The sequence below is a fragment of the Acinetobacter sp. genome, assembly GCF_041911495.1.
Classification (GTDB): Bacteria; Pseudomonadota; Gammaproteobacteria; order Pseudomonadales; family Moraxellaceae; genus Acinetobacter.
Genome location: NZ_JAYROT010000046.1, coordinates 40,742 through 55,631, shown reverse-complemented (window position 1 = coordinate 55,631; position 14,890 = coordinate 40,742). Strand labels below are relative to the sequence as shown.

Here is a 14,890-nt window from a genome sequence, read left to right as displayed (position 1 = left end):
TTTTGGCAAATTCTTTAGCTAATGCCAACATTGCTTCATCTTTCATGGTAAACACCTGTGTTACCCCCAACAACGTTGAGGGATAGTTTAAGCGTTTACACAGTTTTATTTACAGTCTCTATTGAGATGTTCTATAATTCAAAACGCAGACATGGTTCCAATGGTCAGCGTTCGCCATTAGATTATGAAAAGGCCCATCAAAAGATGGTTATGTGTGTCTAGAATTTTGGTGGCTATTTAGCGATTTGATATAGTTTTTCTACGGTTAGATTGACTTCGCCACGTTCGATACGCCCTAAATAGCTGCGATCAATTTCACATTGGATCTTAGGAAGCTAAAGCGGATTATTCCGTAATAATTTGAGTAGTTCAAGATACAAATTATCATGGTTTCCCACTTATACGATGAGCACCGAAATACAACTTATCGAATTCAACAGCACCTTGTAAAGGTGATGTCATTTCACAATGTGCTGTAGTACCTATTTTTTTTATTCATATTACGGAGTTACCATAAAATGGTTTTATGTTCGCTTCCTAAGACCCTTTGGATAACAACTCGAAATATTTATAAGTACCTAAAGCCAAATGCATAAGCTACAATAATACTTAATGGAATTTTACATTTACTAACATTAGAGTACATACATGAAAAAATTATTGACCGCCACTGCCATGAGCATGGCGCTATTCCAACCCCACACAGGAATGGCTGCCACGGCGACAGAAGCCTCAGTCAAAGAGTTATTGCAAGTCACTGAATCTGAGCAGATGATGGATCATATGAATGCACAGATGCAAAAAATCATTTCACAATCCATTCAACAGGTGCAGCAACAACAAGGTCAAGCATTGTCCGATGTTCAAGTTGAAGTCGTGCATAAATATTCTAAAAAAGTCGCTGACATCATGGCAAAAGGCATGAAATGGTCAGACCTTGAGCCAGCGATGGTCAAGATTTATCAAGATAATTTCACACAAGAAGACATCAACGGTTTGATTGCTTTTTATAAAACACCACTGGGTAAAACCACAATCGAGAAAATGCCTTTGGTCATGCAACAAAGTATGGCAGTTGGGCAAGATGCGATGATGAAAGTGATGCCTGAGCTTACCGAAGTGATGAAAGGATTTGTATCAGAGTTACGTGCTGTTGAAGCGGATACGCATCAGCATGAACATGTGGAAAGTGGAAAATAATTACCCGAAATAATAGTACAAAACTAAACATTGCTTTCGAAGCATGGTCAACTAAACATCAGAGCGACTCATGCTTCGTACATGATTTATACTAGCTCAAACCTGATCTGATAGTTACCCATTTTTAGTGTGCCTGGCAGGTTAAATTTGATCTAGTACAGGATTTTATAAGGCTGTTAGCTCAGTCATCGGCCATCTCGGTGTGGTCGTGACGGCTAAATCATCTTGTTGCCCCGCTTTTAAGCGTTGATAGCCTGCAAAAGCAATCATTGCACCATTATCTGTACATAGCGCAGGCTCAGCGTAATAGACTTTTGCACCCATTCCACTCAGAGATTTTTCCAGTTTTTCACGTAAGCGCAGATTGGCACTAACACCGCCTGCAATCACCAATTGTTTTAAGCCTGTATGTTTGAGTGCTTTGATAGATTTTTTAACCAAAGTATCGACTACAGCTTCTTGAAATGACGCTGCAATATCTGCTTCACGCCCTTGTCCTTCGATTGCTTTGATTTGGCTCGATACGGCTGTTTTTAAACCACTAAATGAAAAATTTAAAGCCTGTTGCATCAATGGTCGAGGAAATGCGAAAGCGTCAGGATTACCCTGTAATGCAAGTTTGGCAATTTGTGGACCACCGGGATACGGTAAATTGAGCATTTTTGCGACTTTATCAAATGCCTCACCTGCCGCATCGTCAATCGACTCACCGAGTAATTCATACTCACCAAGCGCATGTGCAGCCATCAATTGCGTATGACCGCCTGACACTAAAAGCGCAACAAATGGAAATTGCGGTGGCTGTGCCGACAATAATGGCGCAAGTAAATGCCCTTCCATATGATGCACGCCAATCGCAGGCTTATTTAAAGCAAATGCAAGACTTCGCCCAAACAACGCACCCGTCATTAATGCCCCCATCAGACCCGGACCACGTGTATAGGCGATTGCATCTAACTCTTGTTTGGATAAATCACATTGACTCAGCAATTGATCTAATAGTGGAATGAGTTTGCGGACATGATCACGAGAAGCAAGTTCAGGAACCACACCACCATATTCTGCGTGGAGTTGAATTTGACTATACAATACCTGCCCACGAAGCCCTTGCTCACTGTCATAGATCGCCAGACCAGTTTCATCACAAGACGTTTCCAAACCAAGTACAATCATTTTCACCACGACCTAACTATTTTTACTAAAGCAATTTTTACTAAACCAAACTTACTTGACCAATCTGCCACAGCTCAATACTTACCGAACGAAGTACTTTTTAACAGAACTGAGTAATAACAACATAATAAATTTCTACAGCTTATCCATGAAAAACTGTTTTAACATTCATCCGACATCAATCAAGATGACAGCATTAAAACTTTTTCTCAATTTATCCAAATTTTTCGCTTATTCACTGAAAAACTTAGTTAAAAAGCCATCGGAGCACATTATAGACTTGTACTGATGTAAGTAAAGGCGTAAAATGTCGCACTCATTCACCGTATGTACATAGGGTACATACACATTATCCATAGTCTTAATAGAGGATTCTATATGCCACAAGTTAAATTGAAAGAAGGTGAACCAGTTGACGTTGCTATCCGTCGCTTCAAACGCTCTTGCGAAAAAGCAGGTGTTTTAGCTGACGTACGTAAGCGTGAATTTTACGAGAAACCAACTCAGGAACGTAAGCGCAAAAAAGCTGCTGCTGTGAAGCGTTATGCAAAAAAAGTTGCTCGTGAATCAATCCGCACAACTCGTTTGTACTAACTCGCTTTTATAAACTTGTAGTGACTATACTCAATAATTGAGTATTCAGATTTTAAATCGATAATTGATTGATGCTATGACCACTTTAAAAACGCAAATTACTGACACACTCAAAACTGCTATGAAAGCGAAAGACATGGCGGCCGTGACAGTGATTCGTGGTGTACAAGCAGCGATCAAACAAATTGAAATCGACGAGCGCATCGAACTCGATGATGCTCAAGTGTTGAACGTTGTTGAAAAACAAGTCAAACAACGTAAAGAATCGATCAAGGCCTTTCAAGGTGCTGGTCGAGAAGATTTAGCTAGTAAAGAACAAGCCGAACTTGAGGTCATTTCTCAATTTCTACCTGAAGCTATGTCAGAGGACGAGCTTGATTCTCTCATTGCGCAAACGATTGAAGCGCAAGGTGCTACTAGCATGAAAGATATGGGTAAGGTGATGAATTCTCTACGTCCGATCATAGCCGGACGTGCCGATCCAGCCCAAGTATCTAGCAAGATTAAAGCGAAACTCGCCTAATCTTTTCTAAACTCCCCCAGTTTTTTTAAAATTACTATTAATAATCATTCTTTTGATTCAAATCATTGGAACACTTACCTGCGCCTTTACACTTCGATTTATCATTGTATTATTTATATCGTCTAACTCATTAAATCAGTTAAATTTTAAACAAACAAACCAATTAACAGACCCAAAATCATTCACCTTTGTCTTAAAATGATAAGTTAAAAGCACAATACATCGTTTAAAGTAGCCCAAATTTGCATGATTTAACCGCACCCAGTTTCGATTACACATATTCTGACTTTATTTTCTATTCAGCACAATTTAAGATAGTTGCTCAAGGAAGCTTGAGTGAAGTCGTGAGATTTGCTCAATATGATAGGCAGAATGTTCCACCGAGTCAGTGCACGGAGATTTAAATGAAAAAGTATCAATGTATCGTTTGTGGTTGGATTTATGACGAATCACAAGGCTGGCCAGAAGACGGTATTGCAGCTGGTACAAAGTGGGAAGATATTCCTGACGATTGGACTTGCCCTGACTGTGGCGTTTCAAAAGCAGATTTTGAAATGATCGAAGTATAAGTCTTACCCGACTAGACCATGCATTGCATGGTCTTTTTTGTTTATAGAAGATATTTGAAGCGATTTTAAAAAATACACGGAGATAACAACATATGGCAACAATGCGCCCTATCATCATTGTCGGCTCAGGTATGGCTGGATATACCCTTGCACGTGAATTTCGCAAACTCAATAAAGAACAGTCGCTGATCATGATCACCACAGATGATGCAAGCAATTACGCCAAACCGACATTATCGAATGCCTTAGTTGGAAATAAGGCACCTGATCAAATTGCGCTTGGCGATGCAGAAAAAATGCGTACTCAACTCGATATGACCATTCTTACTGAAACTTGGGTTAAAGCCATTAATGCAGAACAACATCAAATCGAGCTTGAAACTAGCGATCAAATCAGTACTTTAGATTATGAGAAATTAGTGCTCGCTGTGGGTGCAAATCCAATTCGCCTAGCCATCTCTGGTGATGGTGCCGATGATATTTTTGTAGTGAATAATCTTAATGACTACAAAGCATTCCGTAGCCATCTTGATCAACGTGCAGAAAAGCGAGTACTCATTCTCGGTGCAGGATTAATTGGTTGCGAGTTTGCCAATGATCTGAAAAATACCGATCACAATGTCACAGTGGTTGATTTGGCACCACGACCACTTGGGCGTCTACTTCCAGAACATACTGCCACCGTTTTTCAAGAAAACCTTGAACAAGCTGGTATTCAGTTTGCACTTGGCACGACGGTTGATAAAGTCGTTAAAATCAAGCAACAAGGCGCTGATATTGATTATGAAGTGACCCTATCCAACGGACAGCGTTTCGTCGTCGATGTAGTCTTGTCTGCGATTGGGTTGCAGCCGAATATAAATTTAGCAAAATCGTCCAAAATTCATACAAGCCGTGGTATAATTGCCAATTCGCTTATGGAAACCAATCAGCCTGATATTTATGCCGTTGGTGATTGTGCAGAGGTTCAAGGAACATTGCTTCCTTATGTCATGCCGATCATGCAACAAGCTCGGGCTTTGGCAAAAACGCTGAATGGTGAAAGCACCCACGTTCACTACCCTGCAATGCCTGTTGCGGTGAAAACACCATCAGCACCATTGACGGTTTTGCCTGCGCCGACTGATGTCGAGGTCAATTGGGAAACTGAAGAGTATGACGATGGCATGCTTGCCAAAGCAATTGATCAAGAAGGTACTTTACGTGGCTTTGTGTTGCTAGGTGCAACCGCAGGCAAACAACGCCTAAGTCTTGCAAAGTTAGTCCCTGATTTGATCCCTGCACAGTCTAGTTAATACATTTTCATTAAGACAGATTGTTGCATACAAATGTTAAGGTAAGTTTACAACCATAGACTTACCTTTTTTACATTCCACAAGATATATGTAACGAATTATATTGACTCAAATCTAAGGGTCACAATGCGTTGCAAATGAGATGTATCGAGGACATTGCCGTGACAGCGACCGCTTTGCAAATGAACCAATCGCCGTATAGTGAGTTCATGCAAGAAACTGAAATTTTGCTACCAAACAAACAACGACTGCACGTTGAAATTGGTGGTAATCCTGCACATCCTACCATTATGTTAATTATGGGTTTAGGTGCGCAGATGTTGGTATGGCCTGATGCATTTTGTCGCTTACTCATTGACGCAGGTTATCAAGTAATTCGCTTTGACAATCGTGATATTGGTCTATCGAGCAAAACCAAACGTAAAGGCGAACGTCTAAATACATTGAAACTGATGGGTCGTTTTGGCTTAGGTCTACCGAATGAAGGTGCACCATATACCTTGTATGACATGGCTGAAGATGTCAGCTTACTAATTGATGCGCTACGCTTAAAAGAAGTGAATCTTATTGGTGCATCAATGGGTGGCATGATTGCGCAAATCGTGGCGGCACAATATCCTGAAAAAGTAAAAACTCTTGGCTTGCTTTTCACCAGTAACAATCAGCGTTTCTTACCTCCACCATTTCCAAAGCAGTTGATGAGTTTAATTGGTAAACCAAAATCTCACGATGAAAACGGTATCGTTGAGCATTCTATTCGATTATTTAACACCATTGGCTCACCGGGTTTAGTTGATCCGATTCTATCTGCAGAACATGCACGTAAGCTTTACAATCGTAGTTTTTACCCTGCTGGTGTATTACAACAATTCTTGGCAATCCTTTGTACAGGTTCGTTATTAGAACTTGACAAACAAATCGAACAGCCTACGATAGTGGTGCATGGCAGTCGAGATCGTTTGCTCCCGCCCGCACACGGCAAAGCTGTTGCAAAAGCGATCAAGAATGCAAAATTTGAACTCATTGATGGTATGGGACACGATTTACCACTTTATTACATTCCAAAATTAGTGCATATTTTTACTCAACAAATTAAATCATTGACTCCTTAGGACATTATGGCTGCTCTACCTTCTCTCCGTCAGCTTTCGTATTTAGTTGCTTTGTCTGAAACCCTACATTTTACCGAGGCAGCACGTCGCTCTTTCGTTACCCAATCCACGCTCTCGGGTGGCATTATGGAATTAGAGCGACTACTTGGTGGTGTATTGGTAGAGCGTGACCGCCAAAATGTCAGGCTAACACCACTTGGTGAAAAAGTCGTTGCACGTGCACGTGTTTTACTTGCTGATGCGCAAGATTTGATGCGTTTAAGCCGTGAGATGAGCGAGCCATTAACAGGTGATTTACATCTCGGTGTCATTCCGACTATTGCACCTTTTATTTTGACCCAGCTATTGCAAGCCGTTCAAAAAGAATTACCACGTATTCGCCTACATCTACATGAAGCGCAAAGTGAAAAAGTGCTTGAACGCCTTGAACACGGTCAATTAGATATCGTGCTTCTCGCATTGCCTTTTGATACACAAGGTTTAAAGATCAAAGAAGTCAATACAGAAAAGCTGTATGTGGTCTGCAATAAAAATGATAAAGACACCATCAAAGCCAAGAACCTTGATGATTTGGATTTATCAAAATTGATTTTGCTTGAAGAAGGACATTGCTTGCGTGATCACGTACTGAGTGCATGTCCGATCAAAGAACAAAAGAATGACGTTCGATTGAAGGCAAGCTCTTTACCAACGCTATTAGAAATGGTTTTGGCGAATCTTGGTTTTACCATGTTGCCTGAGATTGCTATTCAAAACGCAAGCTTAGTCACCAATGATCAGCTGATTATTCATCCTATTGATAACCCTCCTGAACGCACCTTGGCGTTGATTACACGCAAAAGTACGCCTCTACAGACTGAGTTTGATATTTTGCATGGTATTTTAACCACGATTACCACGCAAGTCTTATCAGACAATCAAAAGTATATTGCGTCACAATAAGCCATAGCTGTTTTGCACAGATATAAAAAGCGTTGGTATTTCCCAACGCTTTTTTCATGATGAGTGGCGTAAAATCCGATATCTAGTTTAAACGCCAATTACTAATCATTAGTTCTTTTGCTCTTTACGCTCAACTTTTGCTTGACTGCGCAAATATTCAATATAGTCGTTCAATTCATTTTGCCCACGTGGATCAAAACGATTTACAACTTGCATTTTTTGCTCATCAGTTAAAGTAAAGGCAGGGTTTTGACCAATTGCAGATACAGCGACAATAAACAAATATTCACCCGCATTTGCAGACTTTGCAGACCAGAAACCTTCTTTAGTCGGTGCAGGCACACTGTATGCCACTTTTTCAAGATCATCAGGCAACAATTCGCTGTAGCGTGGTACAGGGCCTAAATCTGTAAAGTTCACCTTGCTTGTTGCAAGTGCATCTTTTGCAGGTTTAGTTTTAAAATCCGCCAAAAGTTGTTTTACGCTTGCTTCAGCTTGTTTCACTTGTTCTGCACGTTTTAACTTCGGTTGAATATCCGCTTTTGCCTCAGCAAGAGTTTGAGGACGTTCTGCACGATATTCAGATACTTTAAACCACACTGTAGAACCAGCTGTCGTCGTAATACCTGTAGAGACGTTACGATCACCTTCTGCGATTTGCTCAGAAAACAGTTTCTGTTTCACTTGTGCATCAGAAAGAACGATATCCGTATTATTTGCTTGTACATTACGAGCAGTTTTTACCGATACCTTATATTGCTCTGCGAGTGCTTCAAGAGAGTCCGTTTCAAGTGCTGTTTCATTGGCATGCCCAATGGCATCTTGATACATGTTCTCAACTTTCTTCTCTTTTGCTTTAGTCATGAGCTCATCACGAACCGAAGCTAATGGTGGTACATCTACACCTGAAAGCTGATCAAGACGAATAATGTGGTAACCAAACTCTGTTTTTACAGGAGCGGAAGTCTGCCCTGGTTGCTTTAACCCAAGCACTGCTTGGTCAAATGCGTCACCAAATGCACCAACGGTATATCCGTCAACCTTACCATTTGCTTCTTTAGACACAGGATCTTCTGAATATTTTTTCACGAGATCTTCAAACTTCGCACCTGCTTTAAGCTCTGCTTGAATAGTTTGAGCCAATTTAGACGCATCAGCATCTTTATGACCATCATCGCCAGTTGCAATCATGATATGACTGATTTCACGACTTGCATCTTTAGCCAAGTTAGCACTATAAGCTTGATACGCCTGTTGTAGATCTTGTTCTGTAACTTCAGCACGAGTTTCAAATTCTGACTTATTCAAAACGACATACTGCACATCAACATTAGCTGCACGATTGTACGACGCAATATTTTTATCATAATACGTTTTAACAGCTGCATCAGTAGCGACAAAATCTTGAGCAAAATTTGCCAAAGGTATTTCTGCAAGATGCGTGGTACGTTCTTGACTGATCAGCTTAATCAAACTCTCAGTATCTTTTGCACTATGTAAAGATGTCGATAGCACACTTTGCGTAATCAAACTCAAAGCGGTTTGTTGACGAAAGTTAGTCAACAGCTGATTAATAGTCGAACGTGAACTCGCCAAATAATTATCTAACAACAGTTGTGAAAATTGACCATCTTGTTGGAATGCTTGTTGTTTACGAAGCAAAGTACCCAACTGCTCATCGCTCAATTGTAAACCGAGTTTTTCAGCCTGTTGGATGAGTAAAGCACGAACAATGGCTGCATCATACACTTGATCTTCAATGACTTTGGTATTAAGTAAGGTTTCATCACCACCAACACCCTGTAGATATTGATCTTTTTGAGATTTAATCCAATTGTCTAATTCAGTCTTAGTAATCTCTTGGTCATTGACTTGAATCGCAACTTCTTCGTTGCTTCCAGAAAAATAACCCTCGATTCCAACCAATGCCAAAGGCGTTAAAAACAAAACCAGTAGGACTTTGCCAAGCCAACCCCGAATTAATGTACGAAAAGCTTCCATAAGTGTTCCAAAAAAAACCTTAAATCGAATACTAGCCAAAAATCGTCAAATGACAAGTATATTTATTTTTACTTACATCAAAATGATATATCAGTATCTAAAACGCATTCATCAATAAAAAACGCGCCGTCCTGGCGCGTTTAAGTTACTTCAATGTCGTTTGAAACAAATTAAGCAACAGAATCTTTAAGACCTTTACCAGCTTTAAAGCTTGGTACTTTGCTTGCAGGGATTTTAAGCTCTGCGCCAGTCTTCGGGTTACGACCCGTACGAGCAGCACGCTCTTTCACACTGAAAGAACCAAAGCCAACTAAAGTTACTGTATCGCCTGCTTTCAATGCAGCGCTGATAGATTCAATCGTTGCGTCAAGAGCTTTACCAGCGTCAACTTTAGTAAGCCCCCCTTTTTGAGCAATCGCATCAATTAATTCTGATTTATTCATGCAAAACATCCTCTAAATTTGATCGTTTGAATATTTAAGCCAAATTTTAAAACTAGCCGTAGAAGCCTTTATAGCAATGCGATTTGATGTTGGCAAGCCAAACTTGACGCTTTTCTTGAAAAAAATGCGATCTTTTTACAAATTTTGTAGGTTTTCATTCTTGTTGATTATTTTTTGACCTGTTTTAAACTTTGGATCTCAGCTTTCAGCTGTTCATTGCTATCAATAAGACGATCAACCTTTTCGTTAAGATTTTTTAATAATTGTTCAATCAATAAAATATCTTTTGGTGTCACCAAACCAAAACGATTGAGTGTCTGGTGTGTGTGTTGATCAATCATTTTTTCAACTTTTTCACGGGTATCTACAACACGTTCATACGCCTTGCCTGTAACCTCACCAAACTTTTCAACAGTTTGATCTGCAACATTGCTTGTTTTTAATTCTAGTTCTTCACCGACTTGCACCAATGAATCAAACAGTTTATTACCTTCTTCTTCAGCACGTGAGAATGCACCTAATCCTGCAAGCCAAATTTGCTTGGTATACTTACGAAGTTCTATTGGGCTTTTACGTTTACCTTTTGTTTTTACGGATGTTTCAGTTTGCAACTCATCAATAGCATGTTCATCGTACAAACTATGATCGCGCCGATCCACTCCGTCTACTTGGTCAACCACTGAAATATCCTTATCTTTATTTGGACACATGCCTAGCTCCTAAAACAACATTCGCATTTTGACTTATAACAGTTCACCATAGCAGAGTTCTGTATCAAATGTATAAAATCTGTCTAACAATTCGCCTTTCTTAAAAACTAGCTGTTGACAGTTTTCATGACATGCTCTTAAATCGAGATACAGCGCTACGTTAAAAGTTGCTGATATTTTGCTGTTATAAACTGCCATAGCAAAATATTCATTGCGCTAACAATGGATTGTTAACGTGGTTTAACTAAGGTTTTGATTTTGATGAATGACAACACGCAACAAAGCACACACCAACCACATTTGTTGCACTCTATTATTCTAATTATTTTAGAAACAATTGTGACTTTTCTCTTAAAACATGATCGTGCTTCACGAATTCATGCGAAAAGCTTTGTTCAAAATAACGTCACTATTGCTTTTAAAACCTTTTTACCTGCTTCAGATTTTTATGTCACTTTTGATAATAAAGGCATTTTATTTGATCCAGAGTTGAATGAAAAAAATCAAGTTGAAACCTTCACCGTATCAGCCTCAAGTATTGATTTGGTTCGTTTCTTATTAACTGGCAATGATCGCCATCTTCGTCGAGTTCGTTTGTTTGGTGGAGAGGAATGGCATGATCAATTCCGTTTATTTATGCATAGCCTAACCTTGCCGATGCTTTTTGCGGATTGGAAAAGTTGGCTCTCAAAACAACAGTCAAATAACTTACCACAACGTAGCTTAGAACCTCTTCTAAGTAAGCTTGAATTGCAACGCAGTGAAATTAGTCAACTTGAATTACAAGTAAAAGAACAGCGTTATGATCTACAACAGCTTGAACGTAAGCTTAAAAATACACATCGCTTATATTTATTATTGATCTTCATTTTCGCCATCGGCATAAGCGCATTTAATCTGCTATAATTCCTCTCGATTTAACCGCTCTTCACTCAAATCACGTCAAGCTTTTAGCAAAAAGCTATTTTATTTATACTATTTGCACAGTGAATAACCAACATCAATATTTACAATGATATTAAACTTGACTAATTTAGTCGGGTTTTTTTATAATTCACTTATCGTATTTGCACGTTGCCACAGATCAAAGCTAAGAGATTAGATCATGCGCCTTACAACACGTGGTCGCTACGCCGTGACTGCAATGCTCGATTTAGCACTTCAGCCACTCGACCAAACGATTACTCTTGCAGAAATCGCCGCTCGGCAGACTATTTCTGTCGCCTATCTTGAGCAGCTATTTTCAAAATTGAAACGTCGCCAGCTTGTTGCCAGTGTACGTGGTGCAAATGGTGGTTATCACCTTGCACGCCCTGCTCATAAAATCACTGTACTCGAAATCATCGAAGCGGTGAATGAGTCCGTCGATGCGACACGTTGTGACCACAAAGGCAACTGTCAAAATGGTGCAATGTGTTTGACTCATGATTTATGGCAAGACTTATCAAGTTATATTTCAACTTATTTAGAACGTATCTCCCTTGCTGATTTGGTCGATCGAGATAATGTGCAAGCTGTCGCTTTACGCCAATCATCTAGCGATGATCTAGCCCCTCTGATCGTCAATCAAAAGTCTGTTACAGGAACGATTTAACATGAAGCTCCCAATTTATTTAGATTATGCTGCAACAACCCCTGTGTTGCCTGAAGTTGCAGAGTTGATGATGAGTACCCTCACCTTTGATGGGAATTTTGGTAATCCTGCATCACGTTCGCATAGCTATGGTTGGAAAGCTGAAGAAGCTGTGGAGTATGCACGTGAGCAAGTTGCAGACTTAATCAAAGCAGATCCACGTGAGATCGTCTGGACTTCTGGTGCGACTGAATCAGATAACTTAGCATTGATCGGTGTTGCCAATTTTTATAAAAATAAAGGCAAACACATCATCACTTCTAAAATCGAACATAAAGCGATTTTGGATACTTGTCGTTTCTTAGAAACGGAAGGTTTTGAAATTACCTATATCGAGCCAGAACCACGCACAGGCTTGATTACCCCTGACATGGTGGCAAAAGAACTTCGTCCTGACACCATTCTTGTATCATTGATGATGGTCAATAATGAACTCGGCACGATCACTGATGTGGCTGCAATCGGCGAATTGACTCGTGCAAATAAGACATTCTTACACGTTGATGCCGCACAAGCTGCAGGTAAAGTTGAAATTGATCTTTCAACCATGAAAGTCGATTTGATGAGTTTCTCTGGTCACAAAGCTTACGGCCCTAAAGGTATTGGCGCATTATATGTGCGTCGTAGCCCACGTGTACGCTTAAAAGCATTAATTCACGGTGGCGGTCATGAGCGTGGTATGCGCTCTGGTACACTCGCTGCGCATCAAATCGTTGGTATGGGTAAAGCCTTTGAAATCGCTGGCAAAACCATGCAAGCTGAACAAGCGCGTCTACGTGTGCTTCGTGAAAAGCTGTGGAATGGCTTGAACGATATGGAGGAAGTGTACCTCAACGGTCATCCTGAACATAACGTCGCAAACTTTCTCAATGTCAGCTTTAACTTCGTTGAAGGTGAATCACTGATGATGGCACTCAAAGATGTTTCAGTTTCAAGCGGTTCTGCATGTACATCGGCGACACTTGAGCCATCGTATGTACTCCGTGCACTTGGTTTATCTGATGAGTTGGCGCACAGCTCAATCCGTTTTAGCTTTGGTAAATACACGACTGAAGCTGAGATTGATCATGTCATCGCCATCACCAAATCTGCAGTAGAAAAATTACGTGAACTCTCTCCACTTTGGGATATGTACAAAGATGGCGTAGATTTCTCAAAAGTCGAGTGGGCAGAACACTGATTTCACTTGAAAAAGTAAATCAACACCCATATTTATTTATCATGGTTGATTGAATTTTTAAAAGCCTTTCAATCAACCTCAGCTGACCCCGAGGTATGGAGAAGCATCATGGCATATAGCGAAAAAGTAATCGACCATTACGAAAATCCACGTAACGTCGGTGTATTAGACAAAGACGCAGCAAATGTTGGTACAGGCATGGTGGGTGCACCTGCATGTGGCGACGTCATGCGCTTGCAAATCCAAGTCAATGACAATGGCGTGATCGAAGAAGCTCGTTTTAAAACTTACGGCTGTGGTTCTGCCATTGCATCAAGCTCATTGGTGACTGAATGGCTCAAAGGTAAAACTTTGGACGAAGCACAAGCCATCAAAAACATTGATATCGCAACTGAGTTGGCTCTGCCACCTGTGAAAGTTCACTGCTCTGTTTTGGCAGAAGATGCGATCAAAGCAGCGGTTGAAGACTACCGTAGCAAAACAGCAAAATAATTTTTTGCAGTCGCCATTCACGATTTACCACACGCAAACAGTTTAGGAGTAAACATGATTCATTTAACTGAAAGTGCTGCACAGCATGTTGCAAACTTTATTGCGGGTCGTGGTAAAGGTGAAGGTATCCGTTTGGGAATCAAAACCTCTGGTTGTTCTGGTTTGGCTTATGTGCTTGAGTTTGTTGATGAAACCAACACACATGATCAAGTCTTTGAACAACACGGTGTCAAAGTCTTTGTTGATCCAAAAAGCCTAGTCTATCTCGATGGCGTTGAGATGGATTATGTCAAAAATGGTTTAAACGAAGGCTTTGAGTTTCGTAACCCGAACCAAAAAGGCGAATGTGGTTGCGGTGAATCTTTCACTGTTTAATCCCCTTTTGTCATGATAAAAAGCCAATAATTCCAGGGTCTTATTGGCTTTTATTACATATATTTTTATAGATAGATTTTGTTTTTCTTCCAATCTACTGATGAGCCGTTGCAATGAATCACTTTGAATTATTTGAACTTGAACCTGCGCTTGAGATCGACTTGACGCAACTCAAAGCCAAATTTCTCAAACTGCAACAGCAATACCATCCTGATAATAATCAAGATCAAATCGAACAAGCCATTGCCAAATCAAGCCAAGTCAATCAGGCCTATGATGCGCTGAAACATGTGGATAGCCGTGCTGCTTACCTTTTGCAATTGCAAAAGCAAGATGGTGGTATTGAGCAATCTATTCATGATTTTGAGTTTTTGCAATCTGCATTAGAGCTTCGCGAACAGCTTGATGAAGCGACTTCAAGTGAACAATTGCAAGGTTTACGAACTGAAGTTGAGCAATGGGTCAATGCCTTGATCAAAGAGTTTCAAATTGATTATGCCGAGCAAGATTGGTCAGAAGCACGAGATACTGTGCGAAAATTACGTTTCTTCCGTCATGTATTGATGGACATTGATAAAGCAGAAGAAAAATTATTCGATGATGAGGATTTTGCTGGTTTTGATGATGATTTTGAATAAACAACATTCA

17 protein-coding genes and 2 pseudogenes are annotated in these 14,890 nt (G+C 40.2%); 13 read left to right on the top strand and 6 right to left on the bottom strand.

Going from position 1 to position 14,890, the window contains the following annotated elements; translation table 11 throughout:
• Nucleotides 1-233: 233 nt before the first annotated feature.
• Nucleotides 234-326: pseudogene (locus ACE3PQ_RS06325) on the bottom strand (helix-turn-helix domain-containing protein); the annotation flags it as partial.
• A 64-nt stretch (nucleotides 327-390) separates the two neighbouring features.
• Nucleotides 391-471 (bottom strand): annotated as a pseudogene (locus tag ACE3PQ_RS06320) (IS1595 family transposase); the annotation flags it as partial.
• 177 nt (nucleotides 472-648) lie between these two features.
• On the opposite strand from ACE3PQ_RS06320, the gene ACE3PQ_RS06315 reads away from it, so the two are divergent.
• Nucleotides 649-1,200 carry a DUF2059 domain-containing protein gene (locus ACE3PQ_RS06315; protein ID WP_374296212.1) on the top strand — a complete coding sequence of 184 codons (552 nt, stop codon included), beginning with the start codon at nucleotides 649-651 and terminating at the stop codon, nucleotides 1,198-1,200.
• 165 nt (nucleotides 1,201-1,365) lie between these two features.
• Here the strand turns inward: ACE3PQ_RS06315 and tsaD are convergent, their stop codons facing one another.
• Nucleotides 1,366-2,373: a tRNA (adenosine(37)-N6)-threonylcarbamoyltransferase complex transferase subunit TsaD gene (gene tsaD / locus ACE3PQ_RS06310; protein ID WP_374296209.1), complete on the bottom strand. Its 1,008-nt coding sequence runs from the start codon at nucleotides 2,371-2,373 to the stop codon at nucleotides 1,366-1,368.
• 378 nt (nucleotides 2,374-2,751) lie between these two features.
• Between tsaD and rpsU the strand changes: the two genes are divergently transcribed.
• From rpsU to ACE3PQ_RS06280, 6 genes are all read left to right on the top strand, one after another.
• Nucleotides 2,752-2,967 carry a 30S ribosomal protein S21 gene (gene rpsU / locus ACE3PQ_RS06305; RefSeq protein WP_087620690.1) on the top strand — a complete coding sequence of 72 codons (216 nt, stop codon included), beginning with the start codon at nucleotides 2,752-2,754 and terminating at the stop codon, nucleotides 2,965-2,967.
• Between the two features lie 76 nt (nucleotides 2,968-3,043).
• Nucleotides 3,044-3,490: a GatB/YqeY domain-containing protein gene (locus ACE3PQ_RS06300; protein ID WP_374296206.1), complete on the top strand. Its 447-nt coding sequence runs from the start codon at nucleotides 3,044-3,046 to the stop codon at nucleotides 3,488-3,490.
• Nucleotides 3,491-3,894: 404 nt separating this feature from the next.
• Complete coding sequence (gene rubA, locus ACE3PQ_RS06295; RefSeq protein ID WP_241571163.1) at nucleotides 3,895-4,059, top strand: rubredoxin RubA; 165 nt, start codon at nucleotides 3,895-3,897, stop codon at nucleotides 4,057-4,059.
• A 101-nt stretch (nucleotides 4,060-4,160) separates the two neighbouring features.
• Complete coding sequence (locus ACE3PQ_RS06290; RefSeq protein ID WP_374296220.1) at nucleotides 4,161-5,354, top strand: NAD(P)/FAD-dependent oxidoreductase; 1,194 nt, start codon at nucleotides 4,161-4,163, stop codon at nucleotides 5,352-5,354.
• A 137-nt stretch (nucleotides 5,355-5,491) separates the two neighbouring features.
• Entirely contained in the window at nucleotides 5,492-6,466 is a 975-nt protein-coding gene (locus tag ACE3PQ_RS06285; protein WP_374296204.1) for an alpha/beta fold hydrolase, read from the top strand.
• 6 nt (nucleotides 6,467-6,472) lie between these two features.
• Complete coding sequence (locus ACE3PQ_RS06280; RefSeq protein WP_374296202.1) at nucleotides 6,473-7,408, top strand: LysR substrate-binding domain-containing protein; 936 nt, start codon at nucleotides 6,473-6,475, stop codon at nucleotides 7,406-7,408.
• Between the two features lie 108 nt (nucleotides 7,409-7,516).
• On the opposite strand, the gene ACE3PQ_RS06275 is transcribed toward ACE3PQ_RS06280, so the two are convergent.
• The 3 genes from ACE3PQ_RS06275 to ACE3PQ_RS06265 form a co-directional block, all read right to left on the bottom strand.
• On the bottom strand, nucleotides 7,517-9,409 hold the full coding sequence (locus ACE3PQ_RS06275) for a SurA N-terminal domain-containing protein (RefSeq protein ID WP_374296200.1): 1,893 nt from the start codon (nucleotides 9,407-9,409) through the stop codon (nucleotides 7,517-7,519).
• A gap of 170 nt (nucleotides 9,410-9,579) precedes the next feature.
• Nucleotides 9,580-9,852 carry an HU family DNA-binding protein gene (locus ACE3PQ_RS06270; protein ID WP_241571159.1) on the bottom strand — a complete coding sequence of 91 codons (273 nt, stop codon included), beginning with the start codon at nucleotides 9,850-9,852 and terminating at the stop codon, nucleotides 9,580-9,582.
• A 167-nt stretch (nucleotides 9,853-10,019) separates the two neighbouring features.
• A complete protein-coding gene (locus tag ACE3PQ_RS06265; RefSeq protein WP_374296197.1) occupies nucleotides 10,020-10,562 on the bottom strand; it encodes a phasin family protein in 543 nt (180 codons plus the stop codon).
• A gap of 339 nt (nucleotides 10,563-10,901) precedes the next feature.
• Here ACE3PQ_RS06265 and ACE3PQ_RS06260 point away from each other — a divergent pair, with 339 nt between their 5' ends.
• The 6 genes from ACE3PQ_RS06260 (at nucleotide 10,902) to hscB (ending at nucleotide 14,880) form a co-directional block, all read left to right on the top strand.
• Nucleotides 10,902-11,468: a hypothetical protein gene (locus tag ACE3PQ_RS06260; protein ID WP_374296194.1), complete on the top strand. Its 567-nt coding sequence runs from the start codon at nucleotides 10,902-10,904 to the stop codon at nucleotides 11,466-11,468.
• Nucleotides 11,469-11,667: 199 nt separating this feature from the next.
• Nucleotides 11,668-12,156, top strand: a complete 489-nt coding sequence (locus ACE3PQ_RS06255) for an Rrf2 family transcriptional regulator (RefSeq protein WP_374296193.1) — start codon at nucleotides 11,668-11,670, stop codon at nucleotides 12,154-12,156.
• A 1-nt stretch (nucleotide 12,157) separates the two neighbouring features.
• Nucleotides 12,158-13,375 carry an IscS subfamily cysteine desulfurase gene (locus ACE3PQ_RS06250; protein ID WP_374296191.1) on the top strand — a complete coding sequence of 406 codons (1,218 nt, stop codon included), beginning with the start codon at nucleotides 12,158-12,160 and terminating at the stop codon, nucleotides 13,373-13,375.
• 108 nt (nucleotides 13,376-13,483) lie between these two features.
• Nucleotides 13,484-13,867: a Fe-S cluster assembly scaffold IscU gene (gene iscU / locus ACE3PQ_RS06245; protein WP_092614322.1), complete on the top strand. Its 384-nt coding sequence runs from the start codon at nucleotides 13,484-13,486 to the stop codon at nucleotides 13,865-13,867.
• Nucleotides 13,868-13,921: 54 nt separating this feature from the next.
• The gene (gene iscA, locus ACE3PQ_RS06240; protein ID WP_092614319.1) at nucleotides 13,922-14,242 is read left to right on the top strand and encodes an iron-sulfur cluster assembly protein IscA; all 321 of its coding nucleotides are present in this window, start codon (nucleotides 13,922-13,924) and stop codon (nucleotides 14,240-14,242) included.
• 113 nt (nucleotides 14,243-14,355) lie between these two features.
• On the top strand, nucleotides 14,356-14,880 hold the full coding sequence (gene hscB / locus ACE3PQ_RS06235) for a Fe-S protein assembly co-chaperone HscB (RefSeq protein ID WP_374296188.1): 525 nt from the start codon (nucleotides 14,356-14,358) through the stop codon (nucleotides 14,878-14,880).
• The last annotated feature ends 10 nt before the right edge of the window (nucleotides 14,881-14,890 follow it).